This is a genomic window from Rivibacter subsaxonicus, from assembly GCF_004217215.1.
Classification (GTDB): domain Bacteria; phylum Pseudomonadota; class Gammaproteobacteria; order Burkholderiales; family Burkholderiaceae_C; genus Rivibacter; species Rivibacter subsaxonicus.
Window position 1 is genome coordinate 242,999 of sequence record NZ_SHKP01000007.1, and the last position, 14,851, is coordinate 257,849.

Annotated in this window: 12 protein-coding genes; 6 read left to right on the forward strand and 6 right to left on the reverse strand. The window is 69.7% G+C overall.

Going from position 1 to position 14,851, the window contains the following annotated elements; all coding sequences use genetic code 11:
* Positions 1–10: 10 nt before the first annotated feature.
* The 3 genes from pgi to EV670_RS14395 all read left to right on the forward strand — a co-directional run bounded on the left by pgi (position 11) and on the right by EV670_RS14395 (position 5,373).
* The gene (gene pgi, locus EV670_RS14385) at positions 11–1,645 is read left to right on the forward strand and encodes a glucose-6-phosphate isomerase (protein ID WP_130433286.1); all 1,635 of its coding nucleotides are present in this window, start codon (positions 11–13) and stop codon (positions 1,643–1,645) included.
* Between the two features lie 412 nt (positions 1,646–2,057).
* Entirely contained in the window at positions 2,058–3,932 is a 1,875-nt protein-coding gene (locus tag EV670_RS14390) for a DUF1800 domain-containing protein (protein WP_130433288.1), read from the forward strand.
* Positions 3,933–3,939: 7 nt separating this feature from the next.
* Positions 3,940–5,373 carry a DUF1501 domain-containing protein gene (locus EV670_RS14395; RefSeq protein WP_130433290.1) on the forward strand — a complete coding sequence of 478 codons (1,434 nt, stop codon included), beginning with the start codon at positions 3,940–3,942 and terminating at the stop codon, positions 5,371–5,373.
* Between the two features lie 130 nt (positions 5,374–5,503).
* On the opposite strand, the gene EV670_RS14400 is transcribed toward EV670_RS14395, so the two are convergent.
* The 5 genes from EV670_RS14400 to EV670_RS14420 all read right to left on the reverse strand — a co-directional run bounded on the left by EV670_RS14400 (position 5,504) and on the right by EV670_RS14420 (position 10,818).
* Entirely contained in the window at positions 5,504–6,598 is a 1,095-nt protein-coding gene (locus EV670_RS14400; RefSeq protein WP_130433292.1) for a hypothetical protein, read from the reverse strand.
* A 71-nt stretch (positions 6,599–6,669) separates the two neighbouring features.
* A complete protein-coding gene (locus EV670_RS14405) occupies positions 6,670–7,137 on the reverse strand; it encodes a tetratricopeptide repeat protein (RefSeq protein ID WP_130433294.1) in 468 nt (155 codons plus the stop codon).
* A 28-nt stretch (positions 7,138–7,165) separates the two neighbouring features.
* Positions 7,166–8,359, reverse strand: coding sequence for a M20 aminoacylase family protein (locus EV670_RS14410; protein WP_130433296.1), 1,194 nt, complete (start codon positions 8,357–8,359; stop codon positions 7,166–7,168).
* A gap of 82 nt (positions 8,360–8,441) precedes the next feature.
* Complete coding sequence (locus EV670_RS14415) at positions 8,442–9,572, reverse strand: ABC transporter substrate-binding protein (RefSeq protein ID WP_130433298.1); 1,131 nt, start codon at positions 9,570–9,572, stop codon at positions 8,442–8,444.
* A 112-nt stretch (positions 9,573–9,684) separates the two neighbouring features.
* The gene (locus EV670_RS14420) at positions 9,685–10,818 is read right to left on the reverse strand and encodes an ABC transporter substrate-binding protein (protein ID WP_130433300.1); all 1,134 of its coding nucleotides are present in this window, start codon (positions 10,816–10,818) and stop codon (positions 9,685–9,687) included.
* 231 nt (positions 10,819–11,049) lie between these two features.
* On the opposite strand from EV670_RS14420, the gene EV670_RS14425 reads away from it, so the two are divergent.
* Genes EV670_RS14425 through EV670_RS14435 form a run of 3 tightly spaced genes read left to right on the forward strand, consistent with a single transcriptional unit; the run spans position 11,050 to position 14,578 of the window.
* On the forward strand, positions 11,050–13,125 hold the full coding sequence (locus EV670_RS14425; RefSeq protein WP_130433302.1) for a molybdopterin-containing oxidoreductase family protein: 2,076 nt from the start codon (positions 11,050–11,052) through the stop codon (positions 13,123–13,125).
* 8 nt (positions 13,126–13,133) lie between these two features.
* Positions 13,134–14,207, forward strand: a complete 1,074-nt coding sequence (locus EV670_RS14430; RefSeq protein WP_242616981.1) for an aminopeptidase — start codon at positions 13,134–13,136, stop codon at positions 14,205–14,207.
* 14 nt (positions 14,208–14,221) lie between these two features.
* Complete coding sequence (locus EV670_RS14435) at positions 14,222–14,578, forward strand: polyhydroxyalkanoic acid system family protein (RefSeq protein WP_130433306.1); 357 nt, start codon at positions 14,222–14,224, stop codon at positions 14,576–14,578.
* A 15-nt stretch (positions 14,579–14,593) separates the two neighbouring features.
* On the opposite strand, the gene EV670_RS14440 is transcribed toward EV670_RS14435, so the two are convergent.
* Complete coding sequence (locus tag EV670_RS14440; protein ID WP_130433308.1) at positions 14,594–14,851, reverse strand: acyl-CoA-binding protein; 258 nt, start codon at positions 14,849–14,851, stop codon at positions 14,594–14,596.

The window sequence follows — 14,851 nt, forward strand, 5'->3', positions numbered from 1 at the left end:
ACCATTCGCGATGAGCACTGATGCCTGGCGTGCACGACCACGCTGTGACCGTACGCCGGCCTGGGCCTGGCTGCAGGCGCTGCGAGGCCCCTTCGTCGCCGGCTTCGACCTGCGCGCGGCCTTCGCCGCCGATCCGGCGCGCTTCGAGGCCCTCGCTTTCGAGGCGCCGCATCTGCTGGCCGACCTCTCCAAGGCGCACTGGAATGCCGAGATCCGAAGCGCGCTGAACGCGCTGGCCGTCGAGACCGGCGTCGAGGCCTGGCGCGACGCCCAGCTCGCCGGCGAGCCGGTCAACACCACCGAAGGCCGCGCCGCGCTCCACAGCGCCCTGCGCGCACCGCGCGATCCGGCGCTCCCCGCACCGCATGCCGACGAGGTCCACGCGGTGCTCGACGCGCTGCTGGCCTACGCCGAGGCCGTGCGGGCACGCGCGCAGTCGGGCCAGATCGACGACGTGGTCCACATCGGCATCGGTGGCTCCGACCTCGGCCCGCGGCTGGCGGTACAGGCCTTGCGCGGGCACGCGCAGGGTGGCCCGCGGCTGCATTTCGTCTCCAACGTCGATGCCCACGAGATCACGGCGCTGCTGCCGGGGCTGCAGGCGCGGCGCACGCTGTTCATCGTCGCCTCCAAGACCTTCACCACGCAGGAAACCATGGCCAACGCGCAGGTCGCGCGCGCCTGGTTCCTGCAGAATGGTGGCGACGAATCGGCGCTGGCGCAGCACTTCGTCGGCCTCACGACCAACCTCGAGGCGGCCGCGGCCTTCGGCATCCGGCACTGCTTCGGCTTCTGGGACTGGGTCGGCGGCCGCTACTCGCTGTGGAGCGCGATCGGCCTGCCGATCGCGATCGCCATCGGCGCCGAGGGCTTCCGCGCGATGCTGGCCGGCGCCCACGCGATGGACCGCCACTGGGCCGAGACGCCGATTGCGCGCAACCTGCCGATCCAGCTGGCGCTGCTCGCGCTGTGGGAGCGCAACTTTCTCGGCTTTGCCAGCCGCTGCGTGCTGCCCTATCACCAGGACCTGGCGCGGCTGCCGGCCCACCTGCAGCAGCTCGAGATGGAGAGCCTGGGCAAGCGGGTCGACCTGGCCGGCGAGCCACTGCCCGGCGAGTCCGTGGCGGTGACCTGGGGCGAGCCGGGCAGCAACTCGCAGCACAGCTTCTTCCAGGCGCTGCACCAGGGCACGACGGTGGTGCCGATCGAGTTCATCCTCGTGCGCCAGCCGACCCACACCGAGCCGGCGATGCACGCGATGCTGCTCGCCAACGGCCTCGCCCAGAGCCGCGCGCTGATGATGGGCAAGAGCGAGGCCGAGGCACGCACCGAGAAGGCATCGACCGCCGCCGTGGACATCGATGCCGGCGTGCTGGCCCGCCATCGCACCTTCACCGGCAATCGGCCGAGCACCACGTTGTTGCTCGAGCGGCTCGACCCGGCGTCCTTCGGTGCGCTGGTCGCGCTCTACGAACACCGCGTCTCGACGCTCGGCGCGCTGTGGGGCATCAACCCCTTCGACCAGTGGGGCGTCGAACTCGGCAAGCAGATGTGCAACGACCTGCTGCCGCGACTGCAGAGCGGCGACACGGGCGGCCTAGACGGCTCGACCGCCGGGTTGCTGGCGCGATTGCGCGGCGCCTGATAACGGCGACGGCGCGTGCCGAGGTGCGCCGGCGCCGAAGGGAGCGTGGCTTCGAGGCAGATCGTCTGCGCGCCCGGATCACCCTGGACCGATAATCCTGCCAGGCCATGCCATCAGGTGTGCCGTGGGCTGGCCGCTGCGAGCCTGACCGACGACCATGCCGTCATCCGGCACCGGTTCCGTCGCAGCCGATAGATCGCATAACCAGGTGCACTGACCGACCGCGTGCCCCGGCGGCCCAGCGCCCGCCGCCGGATCCACGCTGCTGCGCGGCCATGCGCTTGGCAGGCACGTCACCGGCCAAGCGAGCATGGCTCGCAAGTTGCACTGGCGCCAGGTTGATCCGGTCGTCGCCGTTCGTCAGAGCTGCCACGCCAAGCCGGATCCGAGGATTTCCGTTGGAAGCGGTGCCATGCCCCCAATGCTCAATCCCCCAACCGGTGATCTCGTGCACGAGGCTCCCGCATCGGTGCAGCGCTTGCCAGCGGCGCCGGGTCCGATTGAGGGCTCGCAAGCCTTCAGCGCGACCGCACTCGCGGCAGCAGCCGCTTCCTTGTTGGCCGCCTGTGGCGGCGGTGGCGGCGGGGAGGCCGCCGCCGCCCCGGCGCCGCCGGCCGTGCCAGTCGTCTTGGCCGAGGCCGACACCGAGGCCGCACGCTTCCTGCAGCAGGCCCAGTTCTCGGCATCCGACGCTGCGATCACGAGCGTCAAGAGCCTGGGCCCCGCGGCATGGCTCGATCAGCAGATGGAACTACCGACGGGCGAGACGGCCTGGGACTGGCTCAACTCGCGCGGCTACGACACGATCAGCGACACGACACGCTACTACGACAGCACCTATCCCGCTGACCATGCGATCTGGCGTCAGTTGATGAGCGCCAGCGACCCGGTTCGCAGGCGCATGGCGCTGGCGATGAGCGAGTTCTTCGTGGTGTCGCTGTCTGGCATCGATGTGACCTGGCGCAGCCACTTCGTGGCGCACTACTGGGACCAACTCAATGCCAACGCCTTTGGCAATTTCCGCACGCTGCTAGAGGACGTCACGCTCAACCCCGCGATGGGCGTCTACCTCAATACCCGCGGCAACCAGAAGGAGGACGCCCGCACCGGCCGCCAGCCCGACGAGAACTACGCGCGCGAGGTGATGCAGTTGTTCAGCATCGGGCTCTACAAGCTCAACCTCGATGGCACGCCGCAGCTTGGCGGCGACGGCAACCCGATCGAAAGCTACGCGCAGGACGACGTGACAAACCTGGCGCGCGTCTTCACCGGCTATGACTTCGACAACACCGGCAACCTCAACACCGTCGAGCCGATACGCAACCGCACCATCGGCAACACGCTGAAGACGCGCCTGCCGATGACCGCCGATTCCGCCAGGCATCCGTCCCCTAGTACCAACAGTCGCCACTCGTCGCTGGCGGCCACGTTTCTCGGCGTCACGATCGCGGCCAACACCGACTCCGGCACTGCGCTCAAGACCGCACTCGACACGCTTTTCAATCACGAGAACGTCGGCCCCTTCTTCGGCCGCCAGATGATTCAGCGGCTGGTCACCAGCGACCCGAGCCCGGCCTACGTGGCGCGGGTGGCGGCCGCCTTCAACAACAACGGCAGCGGCGTGCGCGGCGACCTCAGGGCGGTCTGGCGCGCGGTGCTGCTTGACGCCGAGGCGCGCGGCGCCGCCGGCCTCACGGCGGCCGGCTGGGGCAAGCTGCGCGAGCCGATGCTGCGCTTCATCCAGTGGGGCCGGACCTTCGGCCTGCACTCGATCGCGGGCTCGTGGAAGATCGGCGACCTCAGCAACAACGCCAGCTCGATCGGCCAGAGCCCATTGCGTTCGCCGTCGGTGTTCAACTACTTCCGCCCCGGCTATGTGCCGGCCGGTACCGCATTGGCGGCAAGCAGGACACCAGCGCCCGAGTTCCAGATCGTCAACGAGACCACCGTCTCGGGCTACCTGAACTTCATGCAGAGCGTGGTGAAGGACGGCTTGCGCGTCAACTCGCCCGGCGTGCCGCACAACGACTCCACGTCCTCCGGCTACGACGTCGTTCCCGACTATGCGGCCGAGCTGGCGCTGGTGACCGACTCCGCAGCACTGGTCGCGCGACTGAACCTGCTGCTTTGCGCGGGCCAGCTGTCGAGCGCGACCCAGACCATCATCATCAATGCGCTCGACGCCACTGCGCTGAGCGCCACCAGCGCCGACGCGCTCAAGCTCAACCGGGTCGCAGCCGCCGTGCTGCTGGTCCTGGCCTGCTCCGAGTACCTCGTCCAGAAGTAGGTCCGCCATGCGCAACAGCCGATCGGACTTCCTGGCCCGCCGCGCCTTCCTGCGTCGCTCCGGCCAGCTCGCCATGGCCGGCGTGGCTGCACCGTTTGCGCTCAGCCTCGCCGCCATCGGCGAGGCGGCCGCCCAGACCGCCACGGACTACAAGGCGCTGGTCTGCGTGTTCCTCTACGGTGGCAACGACCATGGCAACACCGTCGTGCCCTACGACAACCTCAACTACGACAGGTACAGCGCCATCCGCGGCGGTGGCGCCGGTCGCACCGCAGGTGGCATTGCGCTGGCCCAGGCCGATCTCTTTGCCACAGCGCTGACTCCGGCGGCCGACGCGCCGGCGCTGGCCAACGGCCTGAGCTACGCGCTGCATCCGTCGATGACGGCGATGAAGAGCTTGTTTGACTCCGGCAAGGCGGCCGTGCAGCTCAACGTGGGCCCGCTCGTCATCCCGATGACGAAGGACCAGTACAACAACCGCAACCGGGTGTTGAATCCGCTGCCACCCAAGCTGTTCTCGCACAACGACCAGCAGTCGATCTGGCAGTCGTCCTCGCCCGAGGGCTCGACCATCGGCTGGGGCGGAAACCTCGGCGACCTCGCGCTGGCGAGCAACACCGACGCGGTCTTCACCTGCATCTCGGTGACCGGCAACGCGGTGTTTCTGTCCGGCGACACGGCGCGGCCCTACAGCGTCAGCAGCAACGGGGCGGTGGCCGTCAAAGGCATCCAGGGCAACGTCTACGGTTCCCGAGCGGTCAAGGATGCGCTGGCCACGCTGATCCAGCAGACACGCAGCCAGACGCTCGAGAACGAGTATGCACGCGTCATGCAGCGTTCGATCGCGAGCGAGGCCAAGGTCGAGTCGGCACTGGCCGGCACCACACTGGCCACCGCCTTCCCCGACACCGGTCTGGCCGACCAGTTCAAGATCGTGGCGCGGCTGATCGCGTCGCGCTCGGCGCTCGGCACCAAGCGTCAGGTGTTCATGGTCTCGCTGGGTGGATTCGACCTGCACGACAACCTGATCGCCAACCATCCTCGCCTGCTCGCCCAGGTGAGCGATGCGATGAGCGCGTTCTACAGCGCGACCACCGAGCTCGGCATTGCCAACAATGTGACTGCCTTCACCGCCTCGGACTTCGGCCGCACGCTCGCGTCCAATGGCGACGGCACCGACCATGGCTGGGGCAACCACCACTTCGTTGTCGGTGGCGCGGTGCGCGGCCAGCGCTTCTACGGCACGGCCCCGGCGGTGGAGGTGGGCGGAGCGGGCGATGTTGGCCAGGGCCGCCTTCTGCCGACCACCTCGGTCGATCAGTTCGCGGCCACGCTGGCCACGTGGTTCGGCGTCTCGGCCAGCGAGATGCCGCTGGTGGTGCCCAACATCGACAGCTTTGGCGGCAGTGGCTACCCGGCGAACCTGGGCTTCCTCGGCTGAATGCCGAAAGTGACGACCGTTCACGGCTTGTAGGCCGTGATCGCCTTCTGAAGGTCACGGTACTCCGCGCAGCCGCTGCCGCAGAGGTTCTTCAATCCGCCCAGAGGCTCGCGCGCCGGGCCGATGCTGTTCAACGAGCCTGCGCAAGATCGCGTGCGACGACCTCGATCGCCGCACGCAGCAATGCGGCCCGCGGCACATCGTCCTCGAACAGCGGCGCCAGCAGCGGCATGGCCTCCGACAGGCGCATCGCGATGCCCCAGTGATCGGCGTTGACGAAGCCGAGCAGCGCGCCGGGCACGGCCACCGCGTCGCCCAGCAGCAACTGGCTGTCGTTGAGCGGATCGATCTTCGCCAGCTTGGAGTACGACAGTTTCAGCGCCGGCGAGAGCTGATCCGAGTCAGGCAGGGCGGCGATCGAGTAGAGCGGGATGCCGACTTGCGCCCCATGCTCAGACCACCAGGCCTGGCGCACGTCGCGCCGCAGGTCCCGCAGTTCCTCGCCATCGCCGGCGGCGCAGCGGTCGAAGGGCAATCGCATCAGCGTGGCGCGATAGAGGGATTCGTTGTCTTCGGCCAGCGGCGAGCCCCCGAAGGCACCGGCGATGCCGACGATGGCAGCAACGCGCTTGCCCGCCTGCGGGTACCGCACCGCCATCTCGAGCGCATCGGGCAGTCCCTTGGAGTAGGCGAACATGATCAGCGGCCGCCCGTCGTCGGGCAGGGCGGCGATCTCGCTTGCCAGCAGCGCGGCGTTGGCCACGCTGCTGGTGCGACCGCCGACCGCCATGTCGACGACCTCGAAGCCTTGCTCGCGCAGTGCCGCGATGGCATCGACGAAGGGTCGCGCGGCCGGCTTCAAGCACTCGGCCAGCAGCCCCGGCACGATGGCGATGCGAAAGCGGCTCGCGACCGGCACCGTGGCTGCCACCGGCGGCGGCGCGGGCGCTTCGTCGGCCGCGGCTACCAGCACGTCGGCGCAGGGCCGATCCGCCTTGGCGTCGAGCCTCGAGCACAGCTCGACGCGGAACTCGGCGCGCAGGTCGCGCAGCCCCGTGCGATCGCGCGCGGCCCGTGACAGCGATGGCCCGTGCTCGCTGTCTGCGGCGGGCGGCGTGGCGCAGCCGGCCAGGAACAGCGCGCCGATCGCGACGAGCCCGCGAAACGCGAGTGCCCGTGCCGACAGCCGGCGCAGGCTGCTGGTCGCGTGACGCTGCGCTTGCATGGTGCGTCGAGGGTACACGGCGCGACGCCGGCCGCCAATCCGCGGCCGGCACCGGCGTGCGGGGGCGTCGCTCAGGGCTTGTACGCGGCGATCGCCTGCTCGAGGTCGCGGTATTCCTCGCAGCCGGTGCCGCAGATGCTCTTCAGCGCCACCAGGTGCTCGCGCGCCTTGTCGGGCTGCCTGGCCATCAGGTAGGCCTCGCCGATGTATTCGTGCGCGCCCTTGTGCTTCGGGTCGAGCTTGAGCGCGGTGCCGTAGCTGCGAAACGCGGCGTCGAGGTTGCCGCTCTTGCGATAGCTGTAGCCGAGCCAGTTGTGGACGTTGGCGTTGGTCGGATCCTTCTGCTCGGCGGCCTTGAGCGTCGTGATCGCCTCGGCGTAGCGCTGCTGCTCGATCTGGCCGCGCGCGGTCTTGAGTTCGCGGCTGAGGTCGGGGGCCGACGGCGCCGCCTCCGTGCTGTCGTTCATGTCGGCGAATGCCGGCGTTCCGGCGAGCAGCGCAACAGCCAGCAGGCCGGCAGGGATGCGAAGCATGGACATGGATGCGGCTCCTCGCTGGAGAACGGATTCAACGCGGCGCGGCCAGCCACTGCTCGGCCAGCCGCACCCAGAAGGTGGCGCCGAGCGGGATCAGCTCGTCGTTGAAGTCGTAGCTCGGGTTGTGCAGCATGCAAGGCCCGAGGCCGTGGCCGCCCTCGCGGTGGCTGCCGTCGCCGTTGCCGATCACGAAGTAGGCCCCCGGCTTGTGCTGCAGGAAGTAGCTGAAGTCCTCGGCGCCCATCGTCGGCTCCATCTCGAAGACGTTCTGCGCGCCCACCATCTCTTGCATCACGCAGCGCGCGAAGGCGGTCTCGGCCGTGTGGTTGATGGTCGGCGGGTAGTTGCGGGCGAACTCGAACTCGCAAGTGGCCTCGAAGGCGGCGCAGGTCGCCTCGGCCACCGTCTTCATGCGGCGCTCGATCAGGTCCAGCACCTCGGTCGTGAAGGTGCGCACCGTGCCCTGGATCTCGACGCTGTCGGGCACCACGTTGGTGGCCTCGCCGGCGTGGATCATCGTCACCGAGATCACGCCGGTGTCGATCGGCCGCTTGTTGCGCGTGATGATGGTCTGGAAGGCCTGCACCATCTGGCAGGCCACCGGCACCGGGTCGATGCCCAGGTGCGGCATCGCGCCATGCGAACCCTTGCCGCGGATCGTGATCTTGAACTCGTTGCTCGACGCGAAGCAGGGCCCGTCCTTGATCGCGAACTGGCCGGCCGCCATGCCGGGCCAGTTGTGCATGCCGAAGATCGCCTCCATCGGGAAGCGCTCGAACAGGCCGTCCTTGATCATCTCGCGGGCGCCGCCGCCACCTTCCTCGGCCGGCTGGAACACCAGGTAGACGGTGCCGTCGAAGTTGCGATGCTTGGAGAGATGCTTGGCCGCGGCCAGCAGCATCGCGGTGTGGCCGTCGTGGCCGCAGGCGTGCATCTTGCCGGCATGCTGGCTGGCGTGGGCGAACTTGTTGTGCTCGCTCATCGGCAGCGCGTCGATGTCGGCGCGCAGGCCGACCGCGCGCGATGACGATCCGTTCTGCACGATGCCGACCACGCCGGTCGTGCCGAGGCCGCGGTGGATCGGAATGCCCCAGTCGCCGAGCGCCTTGGCGATCACGTCCGCGGTGCGCTGCTCCTGGAAGCAGAGCTCGGGATGGGCGTGCAGGTCACGCCGGATGGCCTTGACCGCCGCCGCATCGGCCAGGATCGATTCGATCAGTTGCATCGCGCTGCTCCAGCTGTTGCCACCCGACCGCATTGCAGCGGCACAGGGCGAGCAGCGATGGTAGCGCCGCGACCGACAGTGATCAGCGGCGCACGCGGCCGTCGGCGCCGAGGATGGTCAACTCGACGAAGGACGAGCCGGTGTGCTTGCGCGCGCCGAAGTCGACCCGGAAGCCGCCCAGGTCAACGTCGCGCATGCCTTCGAGGCCGGCCACGAAACTCTCGCGGCCGGTGCCGCCGCGGCGCAGACCCTCGAGCAGGACCCGCGCGGCGACGTATCCCTCCATGCTGCTGTAGTCAGGCTTGGCGTCGGCGCCCGTCGCGGCGAGGGCCTGCAGGTATTCGCCGGCCAGCGCGCCGACCGGCGCGAAGGGGTAGGGCATGACCTGGCTGACCACCACGCCACGGGCGTCGGGGCCGAGCTCGTCGGCCAGGGCCTGGGTGCCGACGAAGCTGACGTTGTAGAACTGGCCGCCGTAGCCGGCCTTGCGCGCGCCGCGGATGAAGGCGGCGCAACTGCGGTACGCGCTGACCTGGATCACCGCGTCGGGCTGTGCCGCCAGCAGCGTCTTGAGCGCGGCCTCGACGTCGACCGAGTTGCGCTCGACGGTGGCCACGGCCACCGGCAGCAACGACAGCGGCTCCATCGCGCGCTTCACGCCCGCCAGGCCGGCCTGCCCGTAGCTGTCGTTCTGGTGGAAGACCGCGATGCGCTTGAAGCCGGTCGATGCGAGCTGGTTGACGATGCGCGCGGTCTCGTCGAAGTACGAGGCGCGCACGTGGAAAACGTTGCGGTTGAAGGGTTCGCGCAGCGCCTGCGCACCGGTGAAAGGCGCGAAGAACGGCACATCCGCCTCGCTCGCCAAGGGCAGCGCGGCCAGGCTGGTCGGCGTGCCGATGTAGCCGAACAGCGCGAAGACGCCGTCCTTGATGAGCTTGGTCGTGTTGGCCTTGCAGCGCTCGGGTTCGTAGCCGTCGTCGAGCGTGCGCAGCTCGATCTGCGCCCCGGCCACGCCGCCGCGGGCGTTGCTGCGCTCGAAGGCGAGCCGGGCACCGCGCTGAAACTGCAACCCGAGCTGTGCCGCGGCGCCGGTCAGCGGTGCCGACTGGCCCAACACGATCCGGCGATCACCGGTCTGGGCCAGCGCGGGCAGACCCAGGCTCGCGGCGGCGGCCGCTGCCGCTCCATGCAGAAGGTGGCGTCGTTGCAGCATGCTGCTCCCCGATGATGTTCGTTGTTCTTCTGGTGCGCCGCCCCGACCGAGGCTTGCGCGCCGCCAGACGCGCGCACGACGCGATGCTCGCCGTCCGTGGCGCGCAGCGCGACTAGCGAGTCACGCGGCCGTCGCCGGTCAGCATCGACAGGTCGACGAAGCGCGAGGCGACCCGGTCGCGCGGGCCGAAGGCCACGTTGAAGCCGCCCAGGTTGAGGCTGTTGAGCGACTCCAGGCCCGCCACCAGGCCATCGCGCGAGGCGCCGCGGCCGGCCCGCTTGAGGCCTTCGCTGAACACGCGCGCCGCGAGGTAGCCCTCGAGGCTGGAGTAGTTGGCGCTGTAGTCGCCGCCGGCCTTCTTGACCGCCTCGAGGTACTCGCGCACCACCGGCGTGGCCGGCGAGTAGGGGAATGGCATGACCTGGCTGACCACCACGCCGCGGCCGTCGGTCTTGAGCTCGTCGGCCAGGGCCTGGGTGCCGACGAAGCTGACGTTGTAGAACTGGCCGCCGAAGCCGGCCTTGCGCGCCTCGCGGATGAAGGCCGCGCAGCTGCGATAGGCGCTGATCTGCACGATCGCCTGCGGCTGCAGCGGCACCAGCGCCTTGACGGCGGGCGCCACGTTGACCGTGTTGCGCTCGACGGTGGCAGTGCCGACCGGCTCCAGGTTCAGCGCCTTGAGCGCCCGCGTCACGCCGGCCAAGCCGGCGGCACCGTAGGCGTCGTTCTGGTGGAACACGGCGATGCGGTTGAGCCCGAGCGAGGTCAGGTTCTTCACGATCAGCGCGGTCTCGTCGTAGTACGAGGCGCGCACGTGGAAGACGTTGCGATGCATCGGATCGCGCAGCGCCTCGGCACCGGTGAAGGGGCCGAAGAACGGCATCCTGGTCTCGACCACCTGCGGCAGCGCGGCCAGGCAGGTCGGCGTGCCGACATAGCCGAACAGCGCGAACACATCGTCCTTGATGAACTGCGCGGTGTTGGCCTTGCAGCGATCGGGCTCGTAGCCGTCGTCGAGCGTGCGCAGTTCCACCTGCACGCCGCCGACGCCGCCGGCCGCATTGAACTGCTCGAACCACAGCTTCGCGCCCTGGTTCATCTGGATGCCGAGCTGGGCCGCGTTGCCGGTGAAGGCAGCCGACTGGCCGAGCACGATCTTCGATTCGGCGGCACGCAGGCTCGGCACGCCCAGGGTGGCGGCGGCTGCGGCGGCGGTGCCACGCAGCAGATGGCGACGGGAGATCATCCTTCGGGTTCCTCGGGGCGGTTGCGCGGGGCGGATCGGGGTCGCACCAGCGGGTTTGTCTGGATCCTCGCGAGCATAGAGGCGATGCACCAGCTCCCGCGCCGGCCGGTGGCAGACAAGTGCGGGTTGCGCGCAAGCCGTCACACGATTGCCACGCGACACAACATGTGACACCCAGGTACTTGACTCGCGCGGCCCGCCGCCGCGAGGGCGCTGTGCCATCATTTGCGGATGTTGGAAGTCCCAGATTCAGCCTCGGCCGCCGCGGGCGCCGAGCGCGTGGTCCGCGGCGCCTGCCCGCACGACTGCCCCGATACCTGCGCGCTGCGCATCACGGTCAAGGATGGCATCGCCATCAAGGTTCAGGGCGCCGCCGAACACGTCACGACCCATGGCGCGCTGTGCACCAAGGTTGCGCGCTACCCCGAGCGCACCTACCACGCCGAGCGCGTGCTGCACCCGCTGCGGCGCGTCGGCCCCAAGGGCGAGGGGCGCTTCGAGCGCATCTCGTGGGAGGACGCGCTGGCCGAGATCGCGCAGCGGCTCTCAGCCATCGCCGCGCGCGACCCGCAGGCCATCGTGCCCTACAGCTATGCCGGCACGATGGGACTGGTGCAGGGCGAGAGCATCGCGGCGCGCTTCTTCAACCGGCTCGGCGCCTCGCTGCTGGATCGCACCATCTGCGCCAGCGCCGGCGCCGAGGCGCTCGGCGCGACGCTCGGCGCCAAGGTCGGCATGCACACCCGCTTCTTTGCCGAGGCGAAGCTGATCCTGATCTGGGGCAGCAACAGCATTGCCAGCAACCTGCACTTCTGGACCTTCGCCCAGCAGGCCAAGCGCGCCGGCGCTCGGCTGGTCTGCATCGACCCGCGGCGCACCGAGACCGCCGACAAGTGCCACGAGCACCTGCAGCTGCGCCCCGGCAGCGATGGCGCGCTGGCGCTGGGCGTGATGCAGCAGCTGATCGTCAACGACTGGCTCGATCACGACTACATCGCGCGGCATGTCGAGCAGGGTCCGCGCGGCTGGGATGCGTTGCGCGAGGAAGCGCTGCGCTGGCCGCCGGAGCGGGTGGCCGAGGCGACCGGGCTGGCCGTCGAGCAGATCGTGCGGCTGGCCTTCGACTACGGCACGACCCGTCCCGCGGCCATCCGCCTCAACTACGGCATGCAGCGCGTGGCCGGCGGCGGCAACGCGGTGCGGCTGATCGCCACGCTGCCGGCGCTGGTCGGCGCCTGGCGCGAGCGCGGCGGCGGCATGCTGCTGTCGAGTTCGGGCTGGTTCCAGCCCGACAAGGCCGCGCTGCAGCGGCCCGAGCTGCTCGCCGGTCGCAGGCCGCGCACGATCAACATGAGCACGATCGGTGACGATCTGCTGCGCGAGACCTCGCCCGAATTCGGCCCGCGCATCGAGGCGCTGCTGGTCTACAACAGCAATCCGGTCGCTGTCGCACCCGAGTCGCCGAAGGTGGTGCAGGGCTTCGGCCGCGAGGACCTGTTCACCGTGGTGCTCGAGCATTTCCTGACCGACACCGCCGACCACGCCGACATCGTGCTGCCGGCTACGACCCAGCTCGAGCACCTCGACATCCACACCAGCTACGGCCACACCGACGTGCTGCTCAACGAGCCGGCCATCGCACCGCTCGGCGAGGCCTTGCCCAACACGGAGATCTTTCGCCGCCTGGCGGCGCGGATGGGCTTCGGCGAGCCCTGCTTCGCCGACAGCGACGAGCAGCTCGCGCGCCAGGCCTTTGGCGATTGCATCGACTTCGAGGCGCTGCGCGCCACCGGTTGGGTCTCGCTGCCGATCGCCGACGCGCCCTTCGCCGACGGCGGCTTCCCGACGCCCGATGGCCGCGTGCGGATCGACGCGCCGGGCCATGGTCTGCCCCGCGTCGTGCCGAACCACGAGTCGCGCGAAAGCACACCGGTGCTGGCGGCGCGCTATCCGCTGGCGATGATCTCGCCGCCGGCGCGCAACTTCCTCAACAGCAGCTTCGTCAACGTCAGGAGCCTGCGCGACATCGAGCGCGAGCCGATCGTCGAGATCCATCCCGACGATGCGGCGGCGCGCGGGCTGCAGAACGGCTCGACGGTGCGCGTCTTCAACGACCGCGGCAGCTACCTGTGCCGGGCCGAGCTCAGCACGCGCGCCCGACCCGGCGTGGTCAACGGCCTCGGCATCTGGTGGCGCAAGCTGGGGCTGGAAGGCACCAACGTCAACGAAGTGACCCACCAGCGCCTGACCGACCTCGGCCGCGCCCCCTGCTTCTACGACGTGCTGGTCGAGGTGGCGTCGGCGTGAGCCGGGCGGTGGTCCGACTGGCCGCGCTGGCGTTGGCGGCCGGCCTGGGCGGCGGCGCGCAAGCCGTGGAGCTGGATCCGTCCTACCTGGCGCAATCGATCGGCGGTCACTGGCAGCTGATGCGCGCGGCGCGGCCGGTGGACGAGTTGCTGGCCGATCCGGCGACACCGGCCGAGTTGCGCCAGCGCCTCGAACTGAGCCAGCGGATGCGCGACTTCGCGGTCGAAGAGCTGGCCCTGCCCGACAACGCCAGCTACCGTCGCTATGCCGCGCTCGACCGGCCGGCGGCGGTCTGGAACGTGGTGGCCGCGCCCGAGCTCTCGCTCAAGCTCAGGACCTGGTGCTTCCCGGTGGTGGGCTGTGTCGGCTACCGCGGCTACTACGAACGTGCCGTGGCGCAGGCCTACGCCGACACGCTCAGCCACGAGCAGCCGGCGCTCGACGTGGCGCTGATGCCGGTGCCGGCCTACTCGACGCTCGGCAAGCTGCCGGGCGCCTTCTTCGCCGATCCGCTGCTGTCGACCTTCATCCGCTATCCCGAGGGCGAGCTGGCGCGGCTGATCTTCCACGAACTGGCGCACCAGGTGGCCTACGCCGCCGGCGACACCGAGTTCAATGAAAGCTACGCCACCGCGGTCGAGCGGCTCGGCGGCCAGCAGTGGCTGGCGCAGCACGCCGGCCCCGTCGCGCGCACCGAATTCGCCGAGTGGGATGCGCGCCGGCAGGACTACAAGGCGCTGACGCTGCGCGCGCGCCAGCGGCTGGAGGCCGTCTACGCGAGCGAGCGTGACGACGCTGCCAAACGCGCCGCCAAGGCCCAGGTGCTGCAACAGCTGCGCGACGAGCACGCCGCGCTCAAGGCCGGCCCGTGGCAGGGCGACGGGCGCTTCGACGCCGCGATCGCGCGTGCGAGCAACGCCACGCTCGGTCTGCAGGCCGCCTACGACGGTCATGTGCCGGCCTTCATCGCCCTGTTCGAGCGCGAGGACCGCGACTGGCCGCGCTTTCACGCCGAGGTCAGGCGCCTGGCCGGCTTGCCGGTCGCCGAGCGGCGCGCGACACTGAAGTCCCTGATGCCCTGAATCGCCCGCGCACCATGCCCGACCTCCACATCCGCCGCGATCACGCCCTCGGCCTTGCCCGTGCCCGCAAGGTTGCCTGGAAATGGGCCGAGGACGCCGAGGCCAAGTTCGACATGGAGTGCACCGTGCTCGAGGGCGAGTACAGCGACACCGTCGAGTTCACGCGCAGTGGCGTCAACGGCACGCTGGTGGTCGCGGCCGACCACTTCGAGCTCAACGCGAAGCTGGGCTTCCTGCTCGGCGCCTTTGCCAGGACCATCCAGACCGAGATCGAGAGCAACCTCGACAAGCTGCTCGGCGAAGGCCCCCGCGCCGCCGCGCCCAAGAAAACGGCGGCCACTAAGGCCGCCACCGCGCGCAAGAAGGCTTGAGGCGCCGTTCGCGCTCTACTCCTTGAGCGACTCGATCAGGTCGATGTACTCCTGCTTCGCCTCGTCGCTGCCCTTGCCCTTGAGCTCGTTCCAAGCGTCCCACTTGGCGCGGCCGACCATGTCGGTGAAGCCGGGGCGCTTGCCGTCGACGTCGCCGGCGCTGGCCTGCTTGTAGAGCGCGTAGATCTTCAGCAGGGTCATGTTGTCCGGCTTCTCAGGCAACTGCTTGCTGGCGGCCACGGCGGCATCGAAGGCGGCTTGCAGGTCTGACAT

What these genes read in the sequence shown, in the direction of transcription:
- EV670_RS14425 (WP_130433302.1), top strand. Translation starts at nt 11,050, where the DNA reads ATGTTGGAAGTCCCAGATTCAGCCTCGGCCGCCGCGGGCGCCGAGCGC.
- EV670_RS14415 (WP_130433298.1), bottom strand. Translation starts at nt 9,572, where the DNA reads ATGCTGCAACGACGCCACCTTCTGCATGGAGCGGCAGCGGCCGCCGCC.
- EV670_RS14435 (WP_130433306.1), top strand. Translation starts at nt 14,222, where the DNA reads ATGCCCGACCTCCACATCCGCCGCGATCACGCCCTCGGCCTTGCCCGT.
- EV670_RS14410 (WP_130433296.1), bottom strand. Translation starts at nt 8,359, where the DNA reads ATGCAACTGATCGAATCGATCCTGGCCGATGCGGCGGCGGTCAAGGCC.
- EV670_RS14405 (WP_130433294.1), bottom strand. Translation starts at nt 7,137, where the DNA reads ATGTCCATGCTTCGCATCCCTGCCGGCCTGCTGGCTGTTGCGCTGCTC.
- EV670_RS14390 (WP_130433288.1), top strand. Translation starts at nt 2,058, where the DNA reads ATGCCCCCAATGCTCAATCCCCCAACCGGTGATCTCGTGCACGAGGCT.
- pgi (WP_130433286.1), top strand. Translation starts at nt 11, where the DNA reads ATGAGCACTGATGCCTGGCGTGCACGACCACGCTGTGACCGTACGCCG.
- EV670_RS14395 (WP_130433290.1), top strand. Translation starts at nt 3,940, where the DNA reads ATGCGCAACAGCCGATCGGACTTCCTGGCCCGCCGCGCCTTCCTGCGT.
- EV670_RS14400 (WP_130433292.1), bottom strand. Translation starts at nt 6,598, where the DNA reads ATGCAAGCGCAGCGTCACGCGACCAGCAGCCTGCGCCGGCTGTCGGCA.
- EV670_RS14440 (WP_130433308.1), bottom strand. Translation starts at nt 14,851, where the DNA reads ATGTCAGACCTGCAAGCCGCCTTCGATGCCGCCGTGGCCGCCAGCAAG.
- EV670_RS14420 (WP_130433300.1), bottom strand. Translation starts at nt 10,818, where the DNA reads ATGATCTCCCGTCGCCATCTGCTGCGTGGCACCGCCGCCGCAGCCGCC.